The organism is Pseudomonas sp. A2 (assembly GCF_023100865.1).
GTDB classification, from domain to species: Bacteria; Pseudomonadota; Gammaproteobacteria; order Pseudomonadales; family Pseudomonadaceae; genus Aquipseudomonas; species Aquipseudomonas asiatica.
Genome location: NZ_CP039127.1, coordinates 5,981,724 through 6,006,963, shown reverse-complemented (window position 1 = coordinate 6,006,963; position 25,240 = coordinate 5,981,724). Strand labels below are relative to the sequence as shown.

General features: G+C 63.8%; 22 protein-coding genes. 13 read left to right on the top strand and 9 right to left on the bottom strand.

Annotation, left to right across the window (positions count from 1 at the left end):
- Nucleotides 1-96: 96 nt before the first annotated feature.
- Nucleotides 97-1,704 (bottom strand): ABC transporter substrate-binding protein, encoded by a 1,608-nt coding sequence (locus E5221_RS27730; RefSeq protein WP_024087914.1) that lies wholly within the window; start codon nucleotides 1,702-1,704, stop codon nucleotides 97-99.
- A 361-nt stretch (nucleotides 1,705-2,065) separates the two neighbouring features.
- Here E5221_RS27730 and rpmB point away from each other — a divergent pair, with 361 nt between their 5' ends.
- On the top strand, nucleotides 2,066-2,302 hold the full coding sequence (gene rpmB, locus E5221_RS27725; RefSeq protein ID WP_003258972.1) for a 50S ribosomal protein L28: 237 nt from the start codon (nucleotides 2,066-2,068) through the stop codon (nucleotides 2,300-2,302).
- Nucleotides 2,303-2,312: 10 nt separating this feature from the next.
- Entirely contained in the window at nucleotides 2,313-2,468 is a 156-nt protein-coding gene (rpmG, locus tag E5221_RS27720) for a 50S ribosomal protein L33 (protein WP_003253507.1), read from the top strand.
- 70 nt (nucleotides 2,469-2,538) lie between these two features.
- Here rpmG and E5221_RS27715 read toward each other — a convergent pair whose 3' ends face one another.
- Entirely contained in the window at nucleotides 2,539-2,898 is a 360-nt protein-coding gene (locus E5221_RS27715) for a cupin domain-containing protein (RefSeq protein ID WP_003258971.1), read from the bottom strand.
- A gap of 196 nt (nucleotides 2,899-3,094) precedes the next feature.
- Between E5221_RS27715 and E5221_RS27710 the strand changes: the two genes are divergently transcribed.
- Together E5221_RS27710 and E5221_RS27705 are read left to right on the top strand one after the other, a co-directional pair.
- Nucleotides 3,095-4,588, top strand: coding sequence for an aldehyde dehydrogenase (locus E5221_RS27710; RefSeq protein ID WP_247846724.1), 1,494 nt, complete (start codon nucleotides 3,095-3,097; stop codon nucleotides 4,586-4,588).
- 130 nt (nucleotides 4,589-4,718) lie between these two features.
- A complete protein-coding gene (locus tag E5221_RS27705) occupies nucleotides 4,719-5,858 on the top strand; it encodes an MFS transporter (RefSeq protein WP_232881307.1) in 1,140 nt (379 codons plus the stop codon).
- Nucleotides 5,859-5,980: 122 nt separating this feature from the next.
- On the opposite strand, the gene E5221_RS27700 is transcribed toward E5221_RS27705, so the two are convergent.
- Both E5221_RS27700 and E5221_RS27695 read right to left on the bottom strand, forming a co-directional pair.
- Nucleotides 5,981-7,537, bottom strand: a complete 1,557-nt coding sequence (locus tag E5221_RS27700; protein WP_247846723.1) for a phospholipase D family protein — start codon at nucleotides 7,535-7,537, stop codon at nucleotides 5,981-5,983.
- Between the two features lie 60 nt (nucleotides 7,538-7,597).
- Nucleotides 7,598-9,028 carry a PLP-dependent aminotransferase family protein gene (locus tag E5221_RS27695; protein WP_024087913.1) on the bottom strand — a complete coding sequence of 477 codons (1,431 nt, stop codon included), beginning with the start codon at nucleotides 9,026-9,028 and terminating at the stop codon, nucleotides 7,598-7,600.
- Between the two features lie 178 nt (nucleotides 9,029-9,206).
- Between E5221_RS27695 and E5221_RS27690 the strand changes: the two genes are divergently transcribed.
- Nucleotides 9,207-9,437 (top strand): DUF1127 domain-containing protein, encoded by a 231-nt coding sequence (locus E5221_RS27690; protein WP_024087912.1) that lies wholly within the window; start codon nucleotides 9,207-9,209, stop codon nucleotides 9,435-9,437.
- Nucleotides 9,438-9,592: 155 nt separating this feature from the next.
- Here the strand turns inward: E5221_RS27690 and E5221_RS27685 are convergent, their stop codons facing one another.
- The gene (locus E5221_RS27685; protein WP_061550244.1) at nucleotides 9,593-10,885 is read right to left on the bottom strand and encodes an FAD-binding oxidoreductase; all 1,293 of its coding nucleotides are present in this window, start codon (nucleotides 10,883-10,885) and stop codon (nucleotides 9,593-9,595) included.
- A 199-nt stretch (nucleotides 10,886-11,084) separates the two neighbouring features.
- Here E5221_RS27685 and E5221_RS27680 point away from each other — a divergent pair, with 199 nt between their 5' ends.
- Complete coding sequence (locus tag E5221_RS27680; protein ID WP_182329517.1) at nucleotides 11,085-11,438, top strand: YkgJ family cysteine cluster protein; 354 nt, start codon at nucleotides 11,085-11,087, stop codon at nucleotides 11,436-11,438.
- Between the two features lie 2 nt (nucleotides 11,439-11,440).
- On the opposite strand, the gene dadR is transcribed toward E5221_RS27680, so the two are convergent.
- Nucleotides 11,441-11,929 (bottom strand): transcriptional regulator DadR, encoded by a 489-nt coding sequence (dadR, locus tag E5221_RS27675; protein ID WP_003258963.1) that lies wholly within the window; start codon nucleotides 11,927-11,929, stop codon nucleotides 11,441-11,443.
- A 156-nt stretch (nucleotides 11,930-12,085) separates the two neighbouring features.
- Between dadR and dadA the strand changes: the two genes are divergently transcribed.
- From dadA to E5221_RS27650, 5 genes are all read left to right on the top strand, one after another.
- Nucleotides 12,086-13,390, top strand: coding sequence for a D-amino acid dehydrogenase (dadA, locus tag E5221_RS27670; protein ID WP_189121450.1), 1,305 nt, complete (start codon nucleotides 12,086-12,088; stop codon nucleotides 13,388-13,390).
- A gap of 86 nt (nucleotides 13,391-13,476) precedes the next feature.
- The gene (alr, locus tag E5221_RS27665; protein WP_182329518.1) at nucleotides 13,477-14,550 is read left to right on the top strand and encodes an alanine racemase; all 1,074 of its coding nucleotides are present in this window, start codon (nucleotides 13,477-13,479) and stop codon (nucleotides 14,548-14,550) included.
- Nucleotides 14,551-14,659: 109 nt separating this feature from the next.
- Nucleotides 14,660-15,208, top strand: a complete 549-nt coding sequence (locus E5221_RS27660; protein ID WP_013974777.1) for a cupin domain-containing protein — start codon at nucleotides 14,660-14,662, stop codon at nucleotides 15,206-15,208.
- A 154-nt stretch (nucleotides 15,209-15,362) separates the two neighbouring features.
- Entirely contained in the window at nucleotides 15,363-15,767 is a 405-nt protein-coding gene (locus tag E5221_RS27655; RefSeq protein ID WP_038408395.1) for a c-type cytochrome, read from the top strand.
- Between the two features lie 275 nt (nucleotides 15,768-16,042).
- Nucleotides 16,043-17,905, top strand: coding sequence for an acetyl-CoA hydrolase/transferase C-terminal domain-containing protein (locus E5221_RS27650; RefSeq protein ID WP_247846722.1), 1,863 nt, complete (start codon nucleotides 16,043-16,045; stop codon nucleotides 17,903-17,905).
- Between the two features lie 110 nt (nucleotides 17,906-18,015).
- On the opposite strand, the gene E5221_RS27645 is transcribed toward E5221_RS27650, so the two are convergent.
- Both E5221_RS27645 and rep read right to left on the bottom strand, forming a co-directional pair.
- A complete protein-coding gene (locus E5221_RS27645) occupies nucleotides 18,016-18,588 on the bottom strand; it encodes a xanthine phosphoribosyltransferase (protein WP_003253535.1) in 573 nt (190 codons plus the stop codon).
- A gap of 64 nt (nucleotides 18,589-18,652) precedes the next feature.
- On the bottom strand, nucleotides 18,653-20,662 hold the full coding sequence (gene rep, locus E5221_RS27640; RefSeq protein ID WP_015272320.1) for a DNA helicase Rep: 2,010 nt from the start codon (nucleotides 20,660-20,662) through the stop codon (nucleotides 18,653-18,655).
- Between the two features lie 253 nt (nucleotides 20,663-20,915).
- On the opposite strand from rep, the gene E5221_RS27635 reads away from it, so the two are divergent.
- Nucleotides 20,916-22,583 (top strand): bifunctional diguanylate cyclase/phosphodiesterase, encoded by a 1,668-nt coding sequence (locus E5221_RS27635; protein WP_061550249.1) that lies wholly within the window; start codon nucleotides 20,916-20,918, stop codon nucleotides 22,581-22,583.
- 100 nt (nucleotides 22,584-22,683) lie between these two features.
- Here E5221_RS27635 and E5221_RS27630 read toward each other — a convergent pair whose 3' ends face one another.
- Complete coding sequence (locus E5221_RS27630) at nucleotides 22,684-24,072, bottom strand: NorM family multidrug efflux MATE transporter (protein WP_024087906.1); 1,389 nt, start codon at nucleotides 24,070-24,072, stop codon at nucleotides 22,684-22,686.
- A 156-nt stretch (nucleotides 24,073-24,228) separates the two neighbouring features.
- Here E5221_RS27630 and E5221_RS27625 point away from each other — a divergent pair, with 156 nt between their 5' ends.
- Entirely contained in the window at nucleotides 24,229-25,155 is a 927-nt protein-coding gene (locus tag E5221_RS27625; RefSeq protein WP_015272317.1) for a LysR substrate-binding domain-containing protein, read from the top strand.
- The last annotated feature ends 85 nt before the right edge of the window (nucleotides 25,156-25,240 follow it).

Here is a 25,240-nt window from a genome sequence, read left to right as displayed (position 1 = left end):
TCGCGGGTAAACCCGCTCCCACAGGGATAGCGCCATGTTGAAAGTTGGCGCGGTCCCTGTGGGAGCGGGTTTACCCGCGAAGAGGCCGGTGCAGGCTTACTTGTTCACAGACACCTTGCTGAAATCCAACCGCCCGAACGGGCTCACCTGATACCCCTCGACCCCTTGGCGCAGCAGGGCCGCCGCCGTCGGGTGCGCCAGCGGCACCCACAGCGCCTGTTGCTGAATCAAGGTTTGCGCCTGCTGGTAAAGCCGGCTGCGCACACTCTGGTCGTTGGTGGTGCGCCCGGCGCTGATCAACTGGTCCAGGCGGCTGTCGCAGAAGCGTGCGAAGTTGGTCCCCGACTTCACCGCGGCGCAGGAAAACTGCGGGCTGAGGAAGTTGTCCGGGTCGCCGTTGTCGCCCGCCCAGCCCATGAACAGCAGGTCATGCTCGCCCGCCTTGGCGCGGCGGATCAGCTCGCCCCACTCGATCACGCGGATCTCTGCCTTGATGCCGATCTTGGCCAGGTCGGCCTGCAGCATCTGCGCACCGAGGCTGGGGTTGGGATTGAGCAGGCTGCCCGACGGGCGGGTCCAGATCGTGGTGCTGAAGCCCTCGGCCAGGCCGGCCTTTGTCAGCAGGGCCTTGGCTTTCTTCAGGTCCAGCGGGTAGCCGGGCAGGTCCTTGGCGTAGCTCCAGGTATTGGGCGGGTAGGGGCCGTTGGCGGCCACCGCGGAGTCTTCGAACACGGCCTTGAGGTAGGCCTGCTTGTCGAAGGCCAGGTTGATGGCCTGGCGCACCTCCGGCTTGTCCAGCGGCGGGTGCTGGCTGTTGATGGCGACGAAGGCGGTCATGAACGCCGGGGTGGTGGCCACCTTGAGGTTGCCGTCCTTGCCAGCTTCGGCAATGTCCAGCGGCTTGGGCGACAACGCGACCTGACACTCGCCGCGCTTGAGCTTCTGCAGGCGCACGTTGGCATCGGTGGTGATGGCGAAGATCAGCGGGTCGACCGCCGGCTTGCCGGCGAAGTAGTCAGGGTTGGCGCGATAGCGTACTACGGCGTCCTTCTGGAAGCGCTGGAAGATGAACGGCCCGGTGCCGATCGGCTGGCTGTTGAGCTTCTCCGGCGTGCCGGCCTTGAGAAGTTTGTCCGCGTACTCGGCGGAGTAGATCGATGCGAAGCCCATGCTCAACGTGGCCAGGAACGTGGCGTCCGGGTGGTTGAGGGTGAAGCGCACGGTGTTTGGCGCGGGTGCCTCGATCGCCTTGATCAGGCTGCCTAGTTGCAGCGACTGGGCATGCGGGTAGCCGCCCGGCGCGGTCTTGTGCCAGGCATGGGCGGGGTAGAGCATGCGCTGGAAGCTGAACAGTACATCGTCGGCGTTCAGTGGGCGGCTTGGCTTGAAGTAGGCGGTGGTGTGGAAGTTCACATCATCGCGCAGGGTGAAGTCGTAGATCAGGCCGTCGGCCGATACCGTCCAGCTGGCCGCCAGGCTCGGCACCACCTTGCCTTGCGCCGCGTCGAACTCCACCAGGCGGTTCATCAGCACATCGGCTGTGGCGTTGGTGGTGGTCAGTGAGTTGTACTGCACCACGTCGAAGCCTTCGGGGCTGGCCTCGCTGCAGACGCTCAGCGGGGCGGCCTGGGCAACGCTGGCGGCGATCAGGGCGCCTGCGGCGAACAAGGAGTTGAACAATAAGGAAAGGGCGGCGGCACGCATAGTGGCTCCTTGGCTGTCAGTGGCCCATCTGCCAGTGCAGTCTGGAAAAGGCCTACCCTAGTGTGCCCGTCGGGAAATGACCACACCCTTTTTTACAAAATTGGCGACGAGTGGTCGACGGCTGGCGGGGCCTGCCGCTATGCTGGCCCGGCGCGTCGGGGCTCGTGTCAATATTCATCTAATGTTGTTGCGGCCGAGTCTTTCTGGTATAAAGCAGCGCTCTTTTCTAGGGGCTCGGCCTGTCGCATCAGCGAATGCGGCCGATAAGACCTCCAGAATCACGGCGCCCAGGCGCCAAAGACTGAGAGATTAAGCGGCCAACCCATGCCGGGTTGGGCATGTGGTTTTAGAGGGCTGAGTCATGTCGAGAGTCTGTCAAGTTACTGGTAAGGGTCCAGTAACCGGGAACAACATTTCCCACGCAAACAACAAAACCCGTCGTCGTTTCCTGCCGAACCTGCAGCACCACCGTTTCTGGGTTGAATCCGAGAAGCGTTTCGTGCGTCTGCGCGTATCTGCCAAAGGCATGCGCGTTATTGACAAGCGTGGTATCGACGTAGTGCTGGCCGAGCTGCGCGCTCGCGGCGAAAAGTTCTAAGGAGAACGTCATGCGTGAATTGATCCGTCTGGTTTCGAGTGCTGGCACTGGCCACTTCTACACCACCGACAAGAACAAGCGCACCACTCCGGACAAAATCGAGATCAAGAAATACGATCCGGTTGTTCGCAAGCACGTGGTGTACAAGGAAGCCAAGATCAAGTAATTGATCGGCGACCTGAAAAAACCCGCCTCCGAAAGGATGCGGGTTTTTTTATGCCTGTTCGGGCCTCAGATCATTTCTGCTCGAACATCACATAGATCTTGCGGCAAGGCTCCAGCACCTCCCAGGTGCCCTTGAAGCCGGCCGGGATGACAAACCGGTCACCGGCACGCAGGGTCTTGGCTCCGCCATCCTGGTCACGCAGCACCGAGACGCCCTGGACGATCTCGCAGTACTCATGCTCCGTGTAGTTCACCGTCCACTGCCCGACCTCGCCTTCCCACACGCCCGCGGCAAACTGCCCGCACGGGCTGGAATAATGGTTGTAGACAGCCTGGTCTGGCTCGCCCTTGAGGATTTTCTCCGCCGCCGGACGGTAGCGTTCGGCCTCGGTAATGACCTGCGCGAAGTCGATTATGCTGTCGATACTCATGGTTCGGCTCCTGTTGTTGTTTAATAAAATGCACATGAGTAGGCTTTTGAGCCTTTCGTGTCAAATATATTGATAGTTTACACCGGCTGGTTTAGGGTGTCGGTAGCCAAAATGCCCTCGACGCTGGGGCAGAATTCTGACAACGCCTGTGAGTCCTCAGTGCGGCGTTGCATCTAAACAAGAGGAGGAGTTTCGTATGACCACCCTGACTCGTGCGGACTGGGAACAACGTGCCCAGCAACTGAAGATCGAAGGCCGTGCCTTCATCAACGGCGAATACACCGATGCCGCATCCGGTGAAACCTTCGAGTGCCTGAGCCCGGTCGACGGACGCTTCCTGGCCAAGGTTGCCAGCTGCGATCTGGCTGATGCCAATCGCGCTGTGGAAAACGCCCGTGCCACCTTCAATTCCGGCGTGTGGTCGCAGCTGGCCCCGGCCAAGCGCAAGGCCAAGCTGATCCGCTTCGCCGACCTGCTGCGCAAGAACGTCGAAGAGCTGGCGCTGCTGGAAACCCTGGACATGGGCAAGCCGATCGGCGACTCCTCCAGCATCGACGTACCTGGCGCGGCCAATGCCATCCACTGGACTGCCGAAGCCATCGACAAGGTCTACGACGAAGTCGCCCCGACCCCGCATGACCAGCTCGGCCTGGTCACCCGCGAAGCGGTGGGTGTGGTCGGTGCCATCGTACCGTGGAACTTCCCGCTGCTGATGGCCTGCTGGAAGCTCGGCCCGGCCTTGGCCACCGGTAACTCGGTAGTGCTCAAGCCGTCCGAAAAGTCGCCGCTGACGGCCATTCGCATCGCCCAGCTGGCCATCGAAGCCGGTATCCCGGCTGGCGTGCTGAACGTGCTGCCAGGCTACGGCCACACCGTGGGCAAGGCCCTGGCCCTGCACATGGACGTCGACACCCTGGTATTCACCGGTTCGACCAGGATCGCCAAGCAGCTGATGGTTTACGCGGGCGAATCGAACATGAAGCGCATCTGGCTGGAAGCCGGCGGCAAGAGCCCGAACATCGTCTTCGCTGACGCTCCGGACCTGCAAGCTGCCGCCGAAGCTGCCGCCAGCGCCATCGCCTTCAACCAGGGCGAAGTGTGCACCGCCGGCTCCCGCCTGCTGGTCGAGCGTTCGATCAAGGACAAGTTCCTGCCGATGGTGGTCGAGGCCCTGAAAGGCTGGAAGCCAGGCAACCCGCTGGACCCACAGACCACTGTCGGTGCCCTGGTCGACACCCAGCAGATGAACACCGTACTGTCGTACATCGAGGCTGGCCACAAGGACGGCGCCAAGCTGCTGGCCGGCGGCAAGCGCACCCTGGAAGAAACCGGTGGCACTTATGTCGAGCCGACCATCTTCGACGGCGTGACCAACGCCATGAAGATCGCCCAGGAAGAAATCTTCGGCCCGGTGCTGTCGGTGATCGCCTTCGATACCGCCGAAGAAGCCATCGCCATTGCCAACGACACGCCGTATGGCCTGGCCGCTGGCATCTGGACCTCGGACATCTCCAAGGCCCACAAGACCGCCCGCGCCGTGCGCGCTGGCAGCGTCTGGGTCAACCAGTACGACGGCGGCGACATGACCGCGCCGTTCGGTGGCTTCAAGCAGTCGGGCAACGGCCGTGACAAGTCGCTGCATGCGCTGGAGAAGTACACCGAGCTGAAGGCGACCTGGATCAAGCTGTAATCCCGTGGGGCCGCTTCGCGGCCCATTCGCGGCACAAGGCCGCTCCTACAGGGAAACGCATACCCCTGTAGGAGCGGCCTTGTGCCGCGAATGGGCTGCAAAGCAGCCCCAAGAACTCAAGAGGTCAAGGATGCGTTGGGGTACCTACTTCGCCGTACTGGCATCGGTGCTAAGCGTCGGGCTGGCACTCGGCGTGAGCATGCCGCTGGTATCCCTGCGGCTGGAGGCCTGGGGCTACGGCAGCTTCGCCATCGGTGTGATGGCCGCGATGCCGGCGCTGGGCGTGCTGGTAGGTGCCAGTCTGGCCAGTCGCCTGGCCGGCTGGGTCGGTGTGCCCTCGGCCATGCGCCTGTGCCTGTGGGGCGGGGCGCTGTCGATTGGCCTGGTCGCACTGCTGCCCAGTTACCCGCTGTGGCTGCTGCTGCGGTTGCTGATCGGTATGTCGCTGACCGTGGTGTTCATCCTCGGCGAAAGCTGGATCAACCAGCTGGTGGTCGAGCAATGGCGCGGCCGCCTGGTGGCGTTGTACGGCAGCAGCTATGCTCTCAGCCAGCTCGCCGGGCCGCTGCTGCTGGGCTTTCTCGGCTCGGATGACGATTTCGGCTTCTGGGCCGCTACCGGCCTGCTGCTGGTGGCGCCGCTGATTCTCTTGGGCCGTGGCGGGGCACCCAGCACAGAGGCCTGCAGCGTCACCTTCGGCGACCTGTTCGCCTTCTGCCGGCGCTTGCCGGTGATCGCCTGGGCCATTGCCCTGTTTGCCTCGTTCGAGGCGATGATCCTGACCTTGTTGCCGGTGTATTGCCTGCAACAGGGCTTCAGCACCGAAATCGCCCTTTTCATGGTCAGTACCGTGGTGGTGGGCGACGCGGTGCTGCAACTGCCCATCGGGGCGCTGGCCGATCATATGTCGCGGCGCGCTCTGTTCACTGGCTGTGCGGTGACTCTTCTGGTATCCAGCCTGGCGATCCCGGTGCTGCTGCATACACCAGCGATCTGGCCGCTGTGGGTGCTGTTCGGGGCCAGTGCGGGGGGCTTGTTCACCTTGTCGCTGGTGCTGATTGGTGAGCGCTACCGGGATGATGCGCTGGTGCGGGCCAACGCCCATGTGGCGCAGCTGTGGGGTATCGGCTGCCTGCTCGGGCCGTTGCTGGCTGGGGCAGGGAGCCAGTGGATCAGCGGGCATGCATTGCCGTTGCTGATGGCGGCGGGGGCTGCGGGGTTGGTGGTGTTGACCCGGCGGCGCGGAGCGTTTGAGCCGGCTTCTGCCTGATTGTTTTTTGGGGCCGCTTTGCGGCCCATCGCGGCGCAAGGCCGCTCCTACAGGAGATACGCGATCCCATGTAGGAGCGGCCTTGCGCCGCGATGGGCTGCAAAGCAGCCCCAAAATCGTCGCTACAACATCTTCTCCAGGCCAACCGCCTTGCTGATCCAGGCATTGAACCGCCGCCACATCCCGCCCGGTTCGGATGTGAGCATGCGCCGCCTGCCATTTTCCTCGGTCACCCACACCATCTGGTTACCCACCAGCGTCGGCTGATAGCTCAAGGCCGGGGCCATGCCCTGTACCGCCAGCGCGCGGGTGTACTCGGCCAGCTCCGGGCTGTCCACCAGCACCCCGACCTCGGTATTCCACAACACCGAACGTGGGTCGAAGTTGAACGAGCCGATGAAGGTCTTGCGCCGGTCGAACACGATCGCCTTGCTGTGCAGGCTCGAGTCCGAACTGCCATGGAAGCTCAAGCTGTGTCGGGCGCTGGGGTCACCGGGTTGGCGGCGCAGTTCGTACAGCTGCACGCCATGCTCCAGCAGCGCCCGCCGGTATGGTGCATAGCCGCCATGCACCGCCGGCACATCGGTGGCTTCCAGCGAGTTGGTCAGCAGTTTGACCGAGATACCCGCGTCGGCGCTGTGGGTCAGGTACAGCAGGCCGGACTCGCCGGGCACGAAGTACGCCGATACCAGGATCAGCTCGTGTTGCACCTTGCTCAAGTCAGGAGCCAGTTGCTGGGTCAGCAGTAGTTGCGGGTCCGGTTCGTCATCGGCCAGCACCTTGCTCGGCGCATCCCACAGCGCCTGGGCATGGGCCCAGATCAGCTCGTTGCGCCACACATCCAGGCGCGGCTGCGACTGGTAGGCCATCAAGCGGTCATACAGGGCTTTGCGCTGGGTCCTGGCTTCGGCCAGTGAAATTTCCAGGCGGTGGCGGCTGGCGCGCAGGTCGCTGGCATCCGGGTCGCGCCAGAGAAAGTCGGTAATCGGCCGGCTCAGGGCGCTGTTCCAGTATTGGTCGAAACTGTGGCCGAGCTGTTCGGCCACCGGGCCGACACCCAGCAAGTCGATGTCGGTGAAGTTGAGGTTGGGTTCGGCATCGAAATACTCATCGCCCAGGTTGCGCCCGCCGACGATGGCCATGCTGTTGTCCACCAGGAACAGTTTGTTGTGCATGCGCCGATGCTGGCGCGACAGGTTGAACAGGCGGCCCACCGCGCGCGTCACGCCGGTGCTGCGGCCCAGGTGTAGCGGGTTGAACACCCGTATCTGGATGTTCGGGTGGGCATCGAGGGTGCCCATGATGACGTCCAGGCCATCGCTGGTGGTGTCGTCGAGCAGGATGCGCACACGCACGCCACGGTCGGCGGCGCGCAGCAGTTCATGAACCAGTGCACGAGTGCTGAGGCCATCGTGGACGATGTAGTACTGCAGGTCGATGCTCGCCTGGGCGTTGCGGATCAGTTCGGCACGGGCGCGGAACGCCTCGTTGCTGTTGGGCAGCAGGCGAAAGCCCGAGCGGCCGTCGTACGGCGCGGCCTGGCGCAGTACCGAGCGGCCGAAGGCCGAGTCGTTGGCGGGTAACGCCTGGCTGGTTTCGCGGGGCGTGCCGACGCTGGCACAGCCGGCAAGACCAAGCAGTAGCACCAGCAGCAGAGGCAGGGCTCGCTGGAGTCTCAAGGGTGGATCGTCCTGTGCAGCAAAGGCTTAAATGGTTGGACCGTGGCGGGCGGCGCAAAGTTACGCGCCGGCGCTTTCTTCTTCCAGTAGACGAAGGGCGGTTTCACCAACCCTGCGCACGGCAGCTTCGATCTGCGGCGTGGGCCGTGCGGCGAAGTTCATGCGCAGGCAGTGGCGGAACTTGCCCGAGGCCGAGAAAATACTGCCCACGGCAACCTGCACGTCCTGCTCCAGTAAAGCCCGGTTCAGGCGCAGCGTATCGAAATGTTCGGGTAATTCCACCCACAGCATGAAGCCACCTTGCGGTCGACTGACCCGGGTGCCCGCCGGGAAGTAGCGGGTCACCCAGTCGCTCATCAGGTCGCGGCCACGCTGGTACTGGCTGCGCATGCGCCGTACGTGGGGCTGGTAGTGCCCGCCGGCGATGAAGTCGGCAATGGCCAACTGCGGCTGGCTGGCCGTGCTTCCGGTGCTGATGTATTTCATGTGCAGCACCCGCTCCAGGTAACGACCGGGCGCTACCCAACCAACCCGCAGGCCGGGGGCGAGGGTCTTTGAGAAAGAGCTGCAGAGCAACACGCGGCCGTCGTCGTCAAACGACTTGACGGTGCGTGGGCGCGGGTAGGTGTAGGCCAGGTCGCCGTATACATCATCTTCCAGGATGGCCACATCGTAGCGCTGGGCCAGGCTCAGCAGTGCCTTCTTGCGAGCCTCCGGCATGATGTAGCCGAGAGGATTGTTGCAGCTGGGGGTGATCTGGATGAGCTTGATCGGCCACTGCTCCAATGCCAGCTCCAGCGCCTCCAGGCTGATGCCGGTAACCGGGTCTGTGGGGATTTCCAGGGCTTTCATGCCCAGGCCCTTGAGGGTTTGCATGGCGCCGTGGAAGCTGGGGGAGTCGACCGCGACGATATCGCCCGGCTCGCATACCGCTCGAATGCTGCAGGACAGCGCCTCATGGCAGCCAGTGGTAATCACCAGGTCGGCCGGGCCAAGGCGGCAGCCGGAGTCGAGCATCAGCCGTGCCACCTGTTCGCGCAGGGCCATGTTGCCGTGGATGTTGTCGTAGTACAGCCCGGGCATGTCCTGCCGCCGGCTCAGTTGGGCAAGGCTGCGCAGCAGTGGCTTGAGGGTGGGGCTGTCGATGTCGGGCATGCCGCGACCGAGTTGAATCACGCCCTGGCGTGGGGTACTGCGCACCAGCTCGAGCACCTGCTCCCATTGCGAGATGTCCACCGGGCGCTGGGCCGGGCGGCTGACGGCGGGCAGGGCCGGCAGGTGGCGGTGGTCGTTGACGAAGTAGCCGGACTTGGGCCGGGGCGAGACCATGCCGCTGTCTTCCAGCATGCGGTAGGCCTGCTGCACGGTGCTCAGGCTGACCCCGTGCTCCACACTCAGGGCGCGCACTGACGGCAGGCGCTGGCCGGGGCGGTAGAGGCCCTGTTCGATACGGGCACCGAGCAGTTCGGCGAGGTTCAGGTAAAGGGTCACGGCATACTCCTGCGCTGCAATAGCGTGGCGACCGGTACAGTTGCGCTGAAAATACAGCATTCAGTCGGCCTGCGGCCAATTCTGTATGGGAATAATAAGGCTGTATTGGATCTGTATTGCCGGTGCTGTCGACGCGCATGCTTTCTCCACAGTATCAACTGAACGAGAGGATGCGGTGATGGGTGGCATGAGCGATGTGCGCTTGCAACTGTTGGCCAAGGAACTGGAAGCCGGGCAGCAAGCCAAGGTGTTCAACGCGCCGAAAGGGTTGGGGCGTTGGGGGCTGATGCTGCATCGCTGGCACACCCGCAGGGCGCTGCTGCAGTTGACTGACGACGAGTTGCGCGATATCGGGCTGAGCTGGGAGCAGGCCCGGGCCGAAGGGCGTAAGCCCTTCTGGAAAGACTGACCATACAGATGTTGCGCGGTCGATGTAGGAGCGGCCTTGTGTCGCGATAGGGCCGCAGAGCGGCCCCAGCGATATTTGCGGCGAAGCTGAAAACCTGGGGGCGCTACGCACCCCTTTCGCGACACAAGGCCGCTCCTACAGGGACCGCGCAGCTTTCAGATCAGCTCTTTCAGGCGATGCCACAGCATCCCCAACGCCAGCAGCGGCGAGCGCAGGTGCTTGCCGCCGGGGAAGGTGATGTGTGGCACCTTGGCAAACAGGTCGAAACGCCCGCTTTCCTGGCCGCTGATGGCCTCGCCGAGCAGGCGCGCAGCCAGGTGGGTGGCGTTGAGCCCATGGCCCGAGTAGGCCTGGGCGTAATACACGTTCGGCTGGCTTGCCAGGCGGCCAACCTGCGGCAGGCGGTTGGCGCCGATGCCGATCATGCCGCCCCACTGGTAGTCGATGCGCACGTCGGCCAGTTGCGGGAATACCTTGAGCATCTTCGGCCGCATGTAGGCGGCGATGTCCTTCGGGTCGCGGCCCGAATAGTGGCAGGCACCGCCGAACAACAGGCGCTGGTCGGCGGACAGGCGGTAGTAGTCCAGTGCCACACGCTGGTCACATACCGCCATGTTCTGCGGTAGCAGCGAACGGGCACGTTCTTCGCCCAGTGGCTCGGTGGCGATGATGTAGCTGCCGGCTGGCAGCACCTTGCCGCCCAACTCGCGGTTGAGGTCGTTATGGTAGGCGTTGCAGCACAGCACCAGGGTTTTGGCGCGTACCCGGCCTTGGGTGGTGTGCACCTGTACTTCCGGGCCGTAATCGATGCGTGTGACCTCGGACTGCTCGAACAGCTTCACGCCCAGGCGGCTGGCCACGGCAGCTTCACCCAGGGCCAGGTTGAGCGGGTGCAGGTGCCCGGAACCCATGTCGACCAGCCCGCCGACATAACAGTCGGCACCGACCACGCTGTGGATATCGTCCTTGCCGACCAGGCGCAGTTCATGTGCGTAGCCAAGGCTGCGCAGTTCTTCAGCATCCTCGGCAAAGCCCAGCAGCTCGGCGGGTTTGTTGGCCAGGTCGCAGTAACCCCAGGTCAGGTCGCAGGCGATGGCATGCCTTTCGACGCGCTCTCGGACGATCTGCACCGCTTCCAGGCCCATCAGTTTCAGGCTGCGCACGCCTTCCTCGCCGATGACCGGGAGGAATTGCTCCAGGCCGTGGCCAACGCCACGGATCAGCTGGCCACCATTGCGCCCGCTGGCGCCCCAACCGAGCTTGCGCGCCTCCAGCAGGATGACCGAAAAGCCGCGCTCGGCCAGTTCGATGGCGGTGTTCAGGCCCGAGTAGCCGCCGCCAACGATACACACGTCGGCGCTGTGCTCGCCTTGCAGGAAGGAGTGGTCGGGGTGTGGCGCGCTGCTGGCGGCGTAGTAGGAGGCGGCGTGCTGCGCGCTGTGGATCATTGGGCAGGTCCTGAGGCTGGTGGGCTGAGGGGGAGGAGGATAAGCCGGGGCTTCGGGGAGGGGCAACCGGCCTCATCGCCGGCAAGCCAGCTCCCACAGGGTCCGCGTGGCACTTGAGACCGACGGTGTACCTGTGGGAGCCGGCTTGCCGGCGATTGGCCCTATAATCCAACCTCAGCTCTCAAACTTGTACCTTGCCATGTCCTGCAACCGCCACAAGATCCACTTCCTGCGCGAACTCATCCCTTCCTTCGAGTGTGAGCCCGGCTGCCACGACTGCTGCGGCCCGGTCACCACTTCGGCGGAAGAAATGGCCCGCCTGCCGCGCAAGTCCCAGGCCGAGCAGGACGCCGCCCTGGAGCGCCTGGACTGTGTGCACCTGGGCCCCAGCGGCTGCACGGTGTATGAAGAGCGCCCGATGATCTGCCGCCTGTTCGGCACCACCCCGCGCCTGGCCTGCCCGCGTGGCCGTGGCCCTGAACAGATGATCGAGCCCGCTGCCGAGCAGCTGGTCCACCAGTTCATTGCCACTACCCGCCAAGTGCTGGTCTGACTTCAGTCCGGTATCGGCAGGCAAAGGCTCTCCTTCACCTCTTCCATCACGATGTAGCTCTTCGATTCGCGCACGTGCGGCAGCTTCAGCAGGATGTCGCCGAGCAGCTTGCGGTAAGAGGCCATCTCGGAAATACGCGCCTTCACCAGGTAGTCGAAGTCGCCTGAAACCAGGTGGCATTCCAGCACGTGGGGCAGTTTCAGCACCGCGCGGCGGAACTCCTCGAAGGTGTCGCCCGATTTGTAGTCCAGGCTGATTTCCACGAACACCAGCAGGCTGCCCTTGAGGTGCTGCGGGTTAAGGCGGGCGTTGTAGCCCATGATGATGCCCTCGCGCTCCAGGCGGCGGACCCGCTCGGTGCAAGGGGTGGTGGAAAGCCCAACTTTCTCGCCCAGTTCGGTGAAGGAAATACGCCCGTCATTCTGCAGGATACGCAGGATGTTACGGTCGATCTTGTCCAGTTCACGCTTGCTCTGGTGCTGGGTTCTCATAGGGGATGCCCCTCCGTGAAAGGCGATTTTGCCGAGAATTCTCGCCAATAATAGGCTTTTATATAGTGAATTGCACTGCCTTCAAATTCCTATACTGCGCGCATTCATGCCATTTCAATAAAAGTCTGCGGCGCGCCGCGTGCGAGGGATAAAACGATGCGAGTTCTGGTACTTGGTAGCGGTGTGATCGGAACCGCCAGTGCCTACTATCTGGCCCGGCAAGGTTTCGAAGTAACGGTGGTCGATCGCCAGCCGGCGGTGGCCATGGAAACCAGCTTTGCCAACGCCGGCCAGATCTCGCCCGGCTATGCCTCGCCCTGGGCCGCCCCAGGCGTGCCGCTGAAGGCCATCAAATGGCTGCTGGAGCGCCACGCGCCCCTGGCCATCAAGCTCACCGGCGACGTCGACCAGTACCTGTGGATGGCACAGATGCTGCGCAACTGCACCGCCAGCCGTTACGCGGTGAACAAGGAGCGCATGGTGCGCCTGTCCGAGTACAGCCGTGACTGCCTCGACGAACTGCGCGCCGAAACCGGCATCGCCTACGAAAACCGCAGCCTGGGCACCACCCAGCTGTTCCGTACCCAGGCCCAGGTGGACGCCGCGGCCAAGGACATTGCCGTTCTGGAGCAGTCCGGCGTGCCTTACGAGCTGCTTGACCGCGACGGCATTGCTCGCGTCGAACCGGCCCTGGCTGGCGTCAAGGACATCCTGGCCGGCGCCCTGCGCCTGCCAAACGACCAGACTGGCGACTGCCAGCTGTTCACCACCAAGCTTGCCGAAATGGCCGTGAAGCTGGGCGTGGAGTTCCGCTTCGGCCAGGACATCCAGCGCCTGGACTTCGCGGGTGACCGCATCAATGGCGTGTGGATCGACGGCAAGCTGGAAACCGCCGACCGCTACGTGCTGGCGCTGGGCAGCTACTCGCCGCAGATGCTCAAGCCGCTGGGCATCAAGGCCCCGGTATACCCGCTGAAGGGCTACTCGCTGACCGTGCCGATCACCAACGCCGACATGGCCCCGACCTCGACCATTCTCGACGAGACCTACAAGGTTGCCATTACCCGTTTCGACAACCGTATCCGCGTCGGCGGCATGGCTGAGATCGCCGGTTTTGACCTGTCGTTGAACCCGCGTCGGCGCGAAACGCTGGAGATGATCGTCAACGACCTTTATCCTCGCGGCGGTGATCTGAGTCAGGCCAGCTTCTGGACCGGCCTGCGCCCGGCGACCCCGGACGGCACGCCGATCGTTGGTGCCACGGCGTACCGCAACCTGTTCCTGAACACCGGTCACGGTACTTTGGGCTGGACCATGGCGTGCGGCTCCGGTCGCCTGCTGGCCGACCTGATTGCGCGCAAGAAGCCGCAGATCAGTGCCGAAGGCCTGGACATTTCCCGTTATGGCAACAGCCCGGAAGTGGCCAAGCACGGGCAGACTGCGCCGGCTCACCAGCAGTAAGTTCGCCTGTACCGGCCTCTTCGCGGGCGAGCCCGCGAAGAACCCAACACCGTTTTCAACCTGTGAACCACCATAAGGCAGCCGCCATGCGTCCCGCCCGCGCCCTGATCGACCTCCAGGCCCTGCGCCACAACTACCGTCTGGCCCGTGAACTGACCGGTGCCAAAGCCCTCGCCGTGATCAAGGCCGACGCCTACGGCCACGGCGCCGTGCGCTGTGCCCTGGCCCTGGAGGCCGAAGCCGACGGCTTTGCCGTGGCCTGCATCGAAGAAGCGCTGGAGCTGCGCGCCGCCGGTATCAAGGCCCCGGTGCTGCTGCTGGAAGGTTTCTTCGAAGCCAGCGAACTGGCCCTGATCGCCGAGCACGACCTGTGGTGTGTGGTGCACTCGCTGTGGCAACTGGAAGCGATCGAAAGGACCCAGCTGCACAAGCCGCTCACCGTCTGGCTCAAGCTCGACAGCGGCATGCACCGCGTCGGACTGCACCCCAAGGACTACCACGAGGCCTACCAGCGCCTGCTGGCCAGCGGCAAGGTCGCGCGCATCGTGCTGATGAGCCACTTCGCTCGGGCCGACGAACTGGATGCCGACGCTACCGCCCAGCAGATCGCCGTGTTCGAGGCCGCACGCCAGGGCCTGGCCGCCGAGTGCAGCCTGCGCAACTCCCCCGGTGTGCTGGGCTGGCCGCAGGCCCCCAGCGACTGGGTGCGCCCGGGCCTGATGCTGTACGGTGCCACACCGTTCGAAGTGGCCCAGGCCGAGGCCGAGCGCCTGCAACCGGTGATGACCCTGCAATCGCGGGTGATCAGCGTGCGCGAACTGCCTGCCGGCGAGCCGGTGGGCTATGGCGCCAAGTTCGTCAGCCCACGGCCAACCCGCGTTGGTGTGGTTGCCATGGGCTATGCCGATGGCTACCCGCGCCAGGCGCCCAACGGTACCCCAGTGCTGGTCGCCGGCAAGCGCACCCAACTGATCGGCCGAGTATCGATGGACATGCTCAGCATCGACCTGACCGATGTGCCGGAAGCCACCGTCGGCAGCCCCGTCGAACTGTGGGGCAAGCATGTGCTGGCCAGTGAAGTGGCTGCGCACGCGGGTACCATTCCGTACCAGATTTTCTGCAACCTGAAGCGGGTACCTCGGGACTACATCGGCGAATGACACGCTGAAGCGGACAGGTTGAAGGGCGGTGTGTTGTAAATACTGAACGGCATTGCCATGATATCGTTCACATCCACCCCCCTTTCCACCGTTTCAGGAGGCTCCAGCTTTGGACGTCGGCGAACGACTGCAAGCCATCCGCAAGCTCAAGGGCCTGTCCCAGCGTGAACTCGCCAAGCGTGCCGGCGTGACCAACAGCACCATCTCGATGATCGAGAAGAACAGCGTGAGCCCGTCGATCAGCTCGCTGCGCAAGGTGCTGAGCGGCATTCCCATGTCGATGGTCGAGTTCTTCTCGGTCGAACTGGAACCTGAAAGCCCCACGCAGATCGTCTACAAGGCTCATGAGCTGATCGATATCTCCGACGGTGCGGTGACCATGAAGCTGGTCGGCAAGTCGCACCCCAACCGTGCCATCGCCTTTCTCACCGAGGTGTATCCACCGGGTGCCGACACGGGCGCCGAAATGCTTACCCATGACGGGGAGGAAACCGGCATCCTGCTCGAAGGCCGCCTGGAGCTGGTAGTCGGCAACGAGATCTTCATCCTTGAAGAGGGTGACAGCTACTACTTCGAAAGCACCCGCCCACACCGTTTTCGCAACCCGTTCGACCGGCCGGCGCGGTTGATCAGTGCGGCGACGCCTTCAAACTTTTGATCCAGCGCAGTGCATTGATTCGGCAATACCCCTTTCCCGTGTGGGGTCGTTTCACGGCCTCTGGGTTCCCGCTATACTTTTCAACGCTCGCCGATCCGTGGCCGCGAGCGTGATTAGCCACCATGAGGGTGTTCGCGTGAACCAAATCAAGAAGATGCTGGCCGTACCAGCAGCCGTATTCGCCCTCTGGGCAATGAGCGCAACCGCTGCGACCAATGATGACATCGCCAAGCGCCTGGAGCCGGTTGGCCAGGTGTGCGTCCAGGGCCAGGAGTGCAAGGGCATGGAAGTGGCCGCCGCCGCAGGTGGCGGTGGTGCCAAGACGCCGGACGAGATCATCGCCAAGCACTGCAATGCCTGCCATGGCTCCGGCCTGCTCGGCGCACCGAAAATTGGCGATACCGCGGCGTGGAAGGAACGCGCCGACCACCAGGGCGGCCTGGACGGCATCCTGGCCAAGGCCATTACCGGCATCAACGCCATGCCACCGAAAGGCACCTGCGCAGACTGCTCGGATGACGACCTGAAAGGGGCGATCAAGAAGATGTCCGGGCTGTGAGAAACAGCTGAATTGCATGAAGCCCGCCGTTGATGGCGGGCTTTGTTTTTGTGGCGCCTTTACCGGCCCTTTCGCGGCTAAAGCCGCTCCCACAGGTAAAGTGCAGGCTTCAAGGATTGTGGGGTCCCTATGGGAACTCACAGGTGCAGCACAGGACTCAAGGGCAGTGAGGTCTCTGTAGGAGCGGCTTTAGCCGCGAAAGGGCCGGCACAGGCAACCAACCCACCAAAGCCCATGTCCAACCCCTGAACCCATGGATGTCTCAGGAGGCCCCGATGCACCTCTGCTCCATCGACCAGGCCGTCGAGCAAGTCCTGTCGCGCCTGCCAGCCCACATCCACATGGGCCTGCCGCTGGGCCTGGGCAAGCCCAATGCCTTCGTCAACGCGCTTTACGCCCGCATCCGCGAGCTGCCCGAACGGCAGCTGACCATCTACACGGCCCTGTCCCTCGGCCGCCCGCCACTGGGCGATGGCCTGCAGCGGCGCTTTCTCGAGCCCTTCGTCGAGCGCGTCTTCGCCGACTATGAAGAACTTACCTACCTCGCCGACCTGCGCAACGACAGCCTGCCGCCGAACATCCAGGTGGAACAATTCTTCATGCAGCCCGGCAGCCTGCTGCATAGCGATTCGGCCCAGCAAAGCTACATCAGCAGCAACTACAGCCACGCAGCACGTGACATCAACGCCAAGGGCCTGAACCTGATTGCGCAGTTGGTGGCCGCCACGCCCGAGAGGCCGGTGCACCTGAGCCTGGCCTGCAACCCCGACATCACCCTCGACCTGCTGCCGATGATCGCCAAGCGCCGCGCCGCCGGCGAGACCATCCTCATGCTCGGCCAGGTGCATGCCGAGCTGCCTTACATGCCGGGTGACGCCGAGCTACCCATCGATGCGTTCGACCTGCTGATCGATACAGCCGAGCAACGCCGCCTGTTCTCCACGCCGAACATGCCGGTCAACACCCAGGACCACTGCATCGGCCTGCACGCCAGCAGCCTGGTTCGCGACGGCGGCACGCTACAGATCGGCATTGGTGCCATGGGCGATGCGGTAGCTGCCGCACTGCTGGCGCGCCAGGGTGACAACGCCGGTTATCGTGCCGTGCTCGACGCGCTGGGTGCTGGCTCGTGGCAAGCGCTGATCGAACGGGAAGGGGGCCTGGATACCTTCGCCCAAGGCCTGTACGGCTGCAGCGAGATGTTCGTCAACGGCTTGCTGGCGCTGGCCGAAGCGGGCCTGTTGCGGCGCCCGGCGGACGAGCAGGTGGCGGCAGAGCTGCATGGCGGTTTCTTCCTCGGCCCCCAGGCGTTCTACCAGCGCTTGCGCGACATGCCGCTGGAACAGCGCGCACGCTTTGCCATGACTCGTATCAGCTTCATCAACGAGCTGTACGGGCAGGAGGAGCTCAAGCGCCGGCAACGCCGCGATGCGCGCTTCATCAACAGCGTATTCGGCATGACCCTGCTTGGCGCTGGGGTGGCTGACCAGCTGGAGGATGGCCGAGTACTCAGTGGCGTGGGCGGGCAGTACAACTTCGTCGCCCAGGGCCATGCGCTTGAGGGCGGGCGTTCGATCCTGCTGCTGCGCAGCTGGCGTGAGGCAGGCGGGGAGGTGACCTCGAACCTGTTCTGGAACTATGGCCATTGCACCATCCCCCGGCACCTGCGCGATATCGTGGTGACCGAGTACGGCATTGCCGACCTGCGTGGGCAGACCGACAGCGAGGTGATTGCGCGGTTGCTGGCGGTATGTGATTCGCGGTTCCAGCAGGGGCTGATCGAGCAGGCAAAGGATGCCGGCAAGCTGGCCAAGGATTTTCAACTGGAGGCGTGCTTTACCGACAATACGCCGCAGCGGCTGGAGGCGATCAGGGCGCGGCATTCGCGGTTGTTCCCGGAGTATCCGCTGGGCACGGACTTTACGGCTGAAGAGCGGGATTTGCTGCGGGCGCTGAACTGGTTGAAGAGCAAGTTCAAGCTGAGCGAGGTGCTGGAGCTGGGCAAGGCAGCGCTGGATGCGCCGGGGCCCGAGGGCTACGCGAGGCATCTTGTGCGGATGCAGCTGGATCAGCCGCAGGGGCTGAAGGAAGAGCTTTACCAGCGGTTGCTGCTGGCGGGTTTACAGGCTGCGAAATAAACACTCGGACATACTGTCCCCTGTGGGAGCGGGTTTACCCGCGAATGCGATGGCGCATCCCAAATCGCATTCGCGGGTAAACCCGCTCCCACAGAGATCGCGTAGCGGCCTTATTCGATGAAGGACACCACACCACCTTCCAGCGACTTCACCCGGGCCAGCGACTCGACGCGATAGCCCTGGCTGTCCAGCTCGGCACGGCCGCCCTGGAACGACTTCTCGATCACGATACCCAGGCCGGCCACGGTGGCGCCGGCCTGCTTGATGATCGAGATCAGGGCCTGCGACGCCTTGCCGTTGGCCAGGAAGTCGTCGATCACCAGCACGCGGTCGCTGCTGTTGAGGTGACGCGGCGAGATGGCCACGGTGTTCTCGGTCTGCTTGGTGAAGGAATACACCGAGGCGGTCAGCAGGTTCTCGGTCAGGGTCAGCGACTGGTGCTTGCGGGCGAAGATCACCGGCACGCCCAGCTTCAGGCCAGTCATCACCGCCGGGGCAATGCCCGAGGCTTCGATGGTGACGATCTTGGTCACGCCCGCGTCGGCGAACAGGCGGGCGAACTCGTCACCGATCAGCTGCATCAGCGCCGGATCGATCTGGTGGTTGAGAAACGCGTCGACTTTGAGAACCTGATCGGAAAGCACGATGCCTTCTTCGCGAATCTTCTGATGCAGTGCTTCCACTTTGTTTTCCTCGATGTAGCAAAGGTGGCCGCAAATAGCGGCAAAGTTAAAGAGTAATGGTTGATCAGCGTTTGAGCATTGCCCGGATATCGGCCAAGGCGTTGTTGCCCCGTGCAGCCTTTACCTCGACCGGCGCATCGTCCAGGCCTTCCCAGGCCAGGTCGTCCGGTGGCAGTTCGTCGAGGAACCGGCTGGGCGTGCAGTCGATGATTTCACCGTACTGCTTGCGCTTGGCGGCGAAGGTGAAGGCCAAGGTCTGGCGCGCGCGGGTGATGCCCACGTAGGCCAGGCGGCGTTCCTCTTCGATGGTGTCGGCCTCGATGCTGGAGCGGTGCGGGAGGATTTCCTCTTCCATGCCCATGATGAACACGTAGGGGAATTCCAGGCCCTTGGAGGCATGCAGGGTCATCATCTGCACACCTTCGGCGTTCTCTTCCTCTTCCTGCTGGCGCTCGAGCATGTCGCGCAGCACCAGCTTGCCGATGGCGTCCTCGATGGTCATGTCACCCTCTTCGTCCTTCTCGAGGGTGTTCTTCAGCGCTTCGACCAGGAACCAGACGTTGCTGATGCGGAACTCGGCAGCCTTGTCGCTGGCGGTCTGCTGACGGATCCAGTTCTCGTAGTCGATATCGCGGATCATCTCGTGCAGCGCGGCAATCGGGTCTTCCAGGGCAACCTTGTGGCGCACCCCGTCCAGCCAATGCTTGAAGCGCTGCAAACGCTCGGTGTAGCGGGCGTCCAGATGCTCGCCCAGGCCAAGCTCCTCGCTGGCGGCGTACATCGAAATACCGCGCTCGGTGGCGTAGTTGCCGAGCTTTTCCAGGGTGGTGGAGCCGATTTCGCGGCGCGGTACGTTGATCACCCGCAGGTAGGCGTTGTCATCGTCCGGGTTCACCAGCAGACGCAGGTAGGCCATCAGGTCCTTGACCTCCTGGCGGCCGAAGAAGCTGTTGCCGCCCGACAGGCGATACGGCACCTGGTGGTGCTGCAGCTTCAGTTCGATCAGCTTGGCCTGGTAGTTGCCGCGGTAGAGGATGGCAAAGTCGCTGTACGGGCGGTTGGTGCGCAGGTGCAGGGTGAGGATTTCCATGGCCACGCGTTCGGCCTCGGCTTCCTCGTTCTTGCAGCGGATGACGCGGATCTCGTCGCCCACGCCCATCTCGCTCCACAGCTGCTTCTCGAACGCGTGCGGGTTGTTGGCAATCAGCACGTTGGCGCAGCGCAGGATGCGGCTGGTGGAGCGGTAGTTCTGCTCCAGCATCACCACCTTCAGGGAGGGGTAGTCCTCCTTGAGCAGCATCAGGTTTTCCGGCCGGGCGCCACGCCAGGCATAGATCGACTGGTCGTCGTCGCCCACCACGGTGAACTGGTTGCGCATGCCGATCAGCATCTTCACCAGCAGGTACTGGCTGGCGTTGGTGTCCTGGTATTCGTCCACCAGCAGGTAGCGCACGCGGTTCTGCCAGCGCTCCAGCACATCGGGGTGTTCCTGGAACAGCTTGACCGGCAGCAGGATCAGGTCGTCGAAGTCCACCGCGTTGAACGCCTTGAGCGTGCGCTGGTAGTGGGTGTAGACGATGGCGGCAGTCTGCTCGCGCGGGTTGCGCGCCTTCTCCAGGGCTTCGGCGGGCAGGATCAGGTCGTTCTTCCAGGCACCGATCATGTTCTTGATCTCGTCGATGCCGTCGTCGCCGGAGTATTCCTTCTGCATGATGTCCGACAGCAACGCCTTGATGTCGGACTCGTCGAAGATCGAGAAACCCGGCTTGTAGCCCAGGCGCTCGTGCTCCCTGCGGATGATGTTCAGGCCCAGGTTGTGGAATGTGCACACAGTCAGGCCGCGGCCTTCCCCCGGGCGCAGCAGGGTGGCGACCCGTTCCTTCATCTCGCGGGCGGCCTTGTTGGTGAAGGTCATCGCCACGATGTACTGCGCACGGATGCCGCAGTTCTGGATGAGGTGGGCAATCTTGCGCGTAATCACGCTGGTCTTGCCCGAGCCTGCACCGGCGAGCACCAAAAGAGGGCCGCCGACATAGTCACGGGCTTCCTGCTGCCGGGGATTGAGTCGGGACATGCTAGAAACCGGGGGTCGCCAGAAAATAGCCGCGCATTCTAACAGGCATGGGGCGTTTGTGGCGCGACCGTCTGACGTCTGAGTCAAATATGTAAACGGGATTTGCCGGCTGGCGCAGTTTCGCGCAGGATGCACGACAAAATACGTCGGGATGCTACACCCGTAGAAACATGTATTAAATTGAAAACCATTTTCATTAATGCAGTAGCATACCTGGCAGTTTCCGTTGCACCGTGAAGCCTAAGGAGCCCGCTTGTCCACGCCTGTCGAACCATTGCGTTTGCTGCTGTTGGCCGATGAGCCGGAATGGGGCGCGCTGCTACGCGAGTGCATGCCTGCCCAGGGTGGCAGCGTCGTGCTGCTGACGGCGCCGAACTGGGACTCGGTCGACAGCCTGTTCAACCAGGACCGCCAGGCTGTCGTGCTGGCAACCCCGGCCCTGCAGCCCGCGCCTGGACGCTGCGAGCTGCCGACCATCCTGCTGCTCGACCACGAGCCTCAGTTAGCGCCCAGCGCCGTCAGTGACTGGCTGGTGCGTGACCAGCTCAATGCTGACACCTTGCGTCGCTCGCTGCGCCATGTGCGCGAGCGCGGCGTGCTGGTGGCCACCTTGCAGCGCCTGGCCGAGCAGGACCCGCTGACCGGCATCGCCAACCGCCAGGGCTTCCAGGCCTTGCTGACCGCGCGCCTGGCCGAGAACGACGGCCGTGGCCTTGCCCTCGGCCACCTGGACCTGGACAACTTCCGCCACGTCAACGACGCCCTTGGCCACCAGAGCGGCGACCGCCTGATCCTGCAGGTGGTGGCGCGGCTGAAACAGCAACTGGAGGCGGGCGACCAACTGGCGCGCCTGGGCAGCGACGAGTTCGCCCTGCTGATCGACACCCGACGCGACCCCAACCGTGCCGAGTGGATTGCCGAGCGGATTGTCGAGGCGTTGGCCGAACCCTACTGGATCGACGGCGAAAGCCTGCTGCTGGGCTGCAGCCTGGGCCTGGCCCATGCCCGCGCCCAGGGTGGTGCCGACCCGCTGATGTGGCATGCGCACATCGCCATGCGCCAGGCCAAGGGCAGCCAGGGTTGCACCTTCCATGTGTTCAACGAGCGCATCAATCGCAACGCCCGTAGCCTTGCCGATCTGGAAAGCGAATTGCGCCGCGCCCTGCGCCGGGACGAGCTGGAGCTGCATTACCAGCCGCGGTTGAACCTGGCCGACGGGCGCATCGTCGGCCTCGAGGCGCTGGTGCGCTGGCGGCATGCCGAGCGTGGCCTGTTGCCGCCCAGCGAGTTCGTGCCGCTGGCCGAGCAGAGCGGCCTGATCGTGCCACTGGGCTACTGGGTGATTTCCCGAGCCCTGCGCGACATGCAGGCACTGTGCGAGCGCGGCCTGGAGCCGCTGCACATGGCGGTCAACCTGAGCTTCCGCCAGTTCCAGGACAGCCAGTTGCTGGCGACCTTGAGCCGCCTGATTCTCGAACATGGTGTGGATGCCCGCTGGCTCGAATTCGAGCTCACCGAAACGGCGGTGATGCGCCGCAACGAGCTGGTACGCCAGACCATGGACGCCCTGGGGCGCCTGGGTGTGCGCTTCTCGCTCGATGATTTCGGTACCGGGTTCTCTTCGTTCGTGCACCTAAACAGCCTGCCGATCACCTTGCTCAAGGTGGACCGCAGCTTTGTCGCGGAGATGGAAATGCGCGAGGAGAACCGCAAGCTTGTGCACGCCATGATCAACCTGGCGCACAACCTCAACCTCGAGGTGGTGGCCGAAGGGGTAGAGAGTGAAGAGCAGATGGCGTTGCTGCGCGGGTTTGGCTGTGACCAGGTGCAGGGCTTCCTGGTCAGCAAGCCGCTGCCGGTGGGGGAGTTGATGGAGTTCTTGCTGCAGGCGACCGGCTGCCAGTTGGGCACAGCCCTTTAGGGCCCTTTCGCGGGTGAACCCGCTCCCACAGGCTTTGCACAGGATTCAGACCCTGCGCAGTCCCTGTGGGAGCGGGTTTACCCGCGAAGAGGCCCGCAAGTCAGGCCGAAGCCGTCGCCGCTCCACCAATCCCGGCCTTGCCTAAAAGCCGCTTCATCCGCCACTCAAAGCCAAAGGTCAGTGCCACCGCCGCACACGCCAGCCCCAACGCCAGCCCCCACCACACCCCGACCGCGCCACCGCCCAGGGTAAAGGTGAACAGCCAGGCGCTCGGCGCCCCCACCAGCCAGTAGCACACCAACCCGATCAGGAAGGTGGTCTTGGCATCCTTCAGCCCACGGATCGAGCCCATCGCGATCGTCTGCATGCCATCGAACAGCTCGAACCACGCAGCCACCATCAGCAACTGCACCGCCAGCTGGAAGATCGCCGCAAATGCCGGGTCGTCACGGTCGATGAACAGCCCCACCAGCGCATCGGGCAGCAGCCAGAACAGCGCGGCGAAGGCAAACATGATCATCGCCCCGAAGCCGATGCCCACCCGCCCGGCGCTGCGCGCCGCCAGCAGGTTGCCGGCGCCGTAGTACAGCCCCACGCGCATGGTCACCGCATACGACAACCCGGTCGGCACCATGAACGCTGTGGAGACGATCTGCAGGGCGATCTGGTGCGCCGCCAGCTCGGTACTGCCCAGCACGCCCATGCACAGCGCGGCAAAGGCGAACAGGCCGACTTCCACCATGTAGGTGCCGCCAATCGGCAGGCCCAGCCGCCACAGCTCGCGCAGGGCCGGCAGCGAAGGGCGCGACAGGCCCTTGCGCAATGGGTAGGCGGCATAGGCCGGGTGCCAACGGATATACAGCGCCAAGGCAATGGCCATGCCCATCGACACCACCGCGGTGACCAGGCCGATGCCCATCAGGCCCAGCTTGGGCAGGCCGAACATGCCTTCGATCAGCGCCACGTTGAACAGGTAGTTGAGCACCGTGCCAACCAGGCTGATGACCATCACCGGCGTAGACCGGCCCAGCGCGCTGGTAAAGCCGCGCAACGCCATGAAAGTCAGGTAGCCGGGCAGCGCCAGTGGCAGCAGGGTGAGGAATTCGGCGGCCGAGGCAACGTTCTCGGGCTTTTGCCCGAACAGCAGCAGTACCGGTTCAAGGTTCCACAGCACCAGCGCAGCGAACAGCGCCAGGCCCCAGGCCAGCCACAGGCCACCCTGCGCCAGGCGGGTGGCGCCCTCGATGTCGTTGGCGCCCTTGCGAATGGCCACCAGGGTGCCGACCGCAGCGATCACGCCAAGGCAGAAGATCGACACGAACGAGTAGCTCGCCGCGCCCAGGCCGCCACCAGCCAGGGCTTGCGGGCTGATGCGGGCCATCATCAGGGTATCGGTCAGCACCATCAGCATGTGCGCCAACTGCGAGGCGATCAGCGGCCCGGCCAGGCGCAGCAAAGCCTTGAGTTCTGTGGTGGGCGCGACATGCATGGAGGCAGTCCTTTTCCTGGGGTGATCAACGAAGGGCGATTCTGAGGCTTTGGTCAACTTTGCACAAAAGGATAAATGCGATCATTGGCATGAGTCTGACTCATGTATATATGCTTCCCGGTGATTCATTTCACAGCCCCGTATGGCAGGTGCCTCATGTCCCGTCAGCTCCCCCCGCTGTATGCCCTGCGCGCATTCGAAGCCGCCGCGCGGCTAAGCTCCTTCACCCGTGCCGGCGAAGAGCTGTCGATTACCCAGAGCGCGGTCAGCCGGCATATCCGCACGCTGGAGGAGCATTTTGCCTGCCGCCTGTTCGTGCGCAGTGGCCGCAGCCTGCAACTGACCGAAGCGGCGCGGGTGCTGCTGCCCGGTGTGCGTGAAGGCTTTGCCGCGCTGGAACGGGCTTGCGATACCTTGCGCGGTGAGGATGACATCCTGCGCATGAAGGCTCCCTCGACCCTGACCATGCGCTGGTTGCTGGCGCGCCTTAGCCGCTTTCGCCACTTGCAGCCTGGCAACGAAGTGCAGCTGACCAGCGCCTGGATGGATGTCGACCATGTGGACTTCAACCAGGAGCCGTTCGATTGCGCGGTGTTGCTCAGCGACGGGGTGTTCCCGCCGGAATGGGAAGTGCGCAGGTTGTTCCCGGAGCTGCTGATCCCCGTGGGTGCGCCAGACCTGCTCGACGAGGAACCCTGGGACGAGCGTCGGCTGGCCTGCATAGAGCTGCTGCACCCCACGGTGGACAAGCGCGACTGGCGGGAATGGTTGGAGCGCATGGGGTTGAGTGACAAGGTTTCGCTCAAGGGCGGGCAGGTGTTCGACACCCTGGAGCTGGGCATGATTGCCGCTGCGCGTGGCTATGGCATTTCCATGGGTGATTTGCTGATGGTGGCCGAAGATGTGGCGCAGGGGCGCTTGAGCTTGCCTTGGCCGACGGCGGTGCCCAGCGGGATGGATTATTACCTGGTGTGGCCGCGCACTCGGCCGGGGGGCGAGCGGTTGCGGCGTTTGAGCGCGTTTCTGGAAGAGGAGGTGGCGGCGATGGATTTGCCGGATGTGCAGATCCTGCCGCCCCTCTGATCGCCTGTACCGGCCTCTTCGCGGGTAAACCCGCTCCCACCGGTACAGTACTGGCCTCAAGGCCTGCGCCGAAGCTTCCACAGGA

Bases quoted from the DNA above. Each gene is read 5' to 3' on its own strand.
- E5221_RS27730 (WP_024087914.1), bottom strand. From the start codon at position 1,704: ATGCGTGCCGCCGCCCTTTCCTTATTGTTCAACTCCTTGTTCGCCGCA.
- rpmB (WP_003258972.1), top strand. From the start codon at position 2,066: ATGTCGAGAGTCTGTCAAGTTACTGGTAAGGGTCCAGTAACCGGGAAC.
- rpmG (WP_003253507.1), top strand. From the start codon at position 2,313: ATGCGTGAATTGATCCGTCTGGTTTCGAGTGCTGGCACTGGCCACTTC.
- E5221_RS27715 (WP_003258971.1), bottom strand. From the start codon at position 2,898: ATGAGTATCGACAGCATAATCGACTTCGCGCAGGTCATTACCGAGGCC.
- E5221_RS27710 (WP_247846724.1), top strand. From the start codon at position 3,095: ATGACCACCCTGACTCGTGCGGACTGGGAACAACGTGCCCAGCAACTG.
- E5221_RS27705 (WP_232881307.1), top strand. From the start codon at position 4,719: ATGCGTTGGGGTACCTACTTCGCCGTACTGGCATCGGTGCTAAGCGTC.
- E5221_RS27690 (WP_024087912.1), top strand. From the start codon at position 9,207: ATGGGTGGCATGAGCGATGTGCGCTTGCAACTGTTGGCCAAGGAACTG.
- E5221_RS27685 (WP_061550244.1), bottom strand. From the start codon at position 10,885: ATGATCCACAGCGCGCAGCACGCCGCCTCCTACTACGCCGCCAGCAGC.
- E5221_RS27680 (WP_182329517.1), top strand. From the start codon at position 11,085: ATGTCCTGCAACCGCCACAAGATCCACTTCCTGCGCGAACTCATCCCT.
- dadR (WP_003258963.1), bottom strand. From the start codon at position 11,929: ATGAGAACCCAGCACCAGAGCAAGCGTGAACTGGACAAGATCGACCGT.
- dadA (WP_189121450.1), top strand. From the start codon at position 12,086: ATGCGAGTTCTGGTACTTGGTAGCGGTGTGATCGGAACCGCCAGTGCC.
- alr (WP_182329518.1), top strand. From the start codon at position 13,477: ATGCGTCCCGCCCGCGCCCTGATCGACCTCCAGGCCCTGCGCCACAAC.
- E5221_RS27655 (WP_038408395.1), top strand. From the start codon at position 15,363: ATGCTGGCCGTACCAGCAGCCGTATTCGCCCTCTGGGCAATGAGCGCA.
- E5221_RS27650 (WP_247846722.1), top strand. From the start codon at position 16,043: ATGCACCTCTGCTCCATCGACCAGGCCGTCGAGCAAGTCCTGTCGCGC.
- rep (WP_015272320.1), bottom strand. From the start codon at position 20,662: ATGTCCCGACTCAATCCCCGGCAGCAGGAAGCCCGTGACTATGTCGGC.
- E5221_RS27630 (WP_024087906.1), bottom strand. From the start codon at position 24,072: ATGCATGTCGCGCCCACCACAGAACTCAAGGCTTTGCTGCGCCTGGCC.
- E5221_RS27625 (WP_015272317.1), top strand. From the start codon at position 24,229: ATGTCCCGTCAGCTCCCCCCGCTGTATGCCCTGCGCGCATTCGAAGCC.